1 protein-coding gene is annotated in these 569 nt (G+C 64.3%); it reads right to left on the bottom strand.

The annotated features are described in order from the left end of the window. Positions 1-208: 208 nt before the first annotated feature. Positions 209-569, bottom strand: a 361-nt coding sequence (locus GTW58_RS13755; RefSeq protein ID WP_168023627.1) for an aldehyde dehydrogenase family protein, incomplete at its 5' end; no start/stop codon positions are given.

The raw sequence follows: 569 nt of genomic DNA, 5'->3' as shown, positions 1-569 counted from the left end.
CAAGATGTCGTGTCTGACCCTTTGGACCTGTTGTCCTCATGCTGTCCCCAGAGTCACAGTTTTCATCCACAACGTGCTGCGCGGGACTCCCCCGTGTTCACGCCGCGGCGGCCGTTCGTGCCGTCTCTTGTCCACAGGTGTGGAGTACCCGGGGACAGCGCCCGTGCACCCAGAATTCACTTTGGGAAAACATGTCGCGGCGTGTCGGTCACCGGTTCAACAGCTTGCGCACGACGGTTGACGGTGCCGGTGCCCCCAACGCGATCTTGGCCAACCGTGACTTAAGCGGCCCGTACGGCGGGTAGATCACTTTCAAGGTGTCCGGGGCGAGTGGCTTGTCCAAGACGGCCCTCGGGTGGCTGAAGGTCTCCAGGGAGTACCCGCCGTGGTAGTCCCCGATTCCGGACTCCCCCACCCCGCCGAAGGGCAGCTGGGGGTGGGCCAGGTGAACCAGGGCCGCGCCCAGGACAAGTCCTCCGGAGGAGGTTTCCCCTCTGAACGCGGTCCGCACGTCGTCGTCTTCGCTGAACACGTAGAGCGCCAGGGGCTTCTCCCCTGAGTTGGTCGTC

Origin of the sequence: Kocuria subflava (assembly GCF_012163155.1) — a bacterium.
GTDB lineage: Bacteria > Actinomycetota > Actinomycetes > Actinomycetales > Micrococcaceae > Kocuria > Kocuria subflava.
Note: the sequence above shows the minus strand (reverse complement) of the source record. Positions and strands in the feature narration are given on the sequence as shown.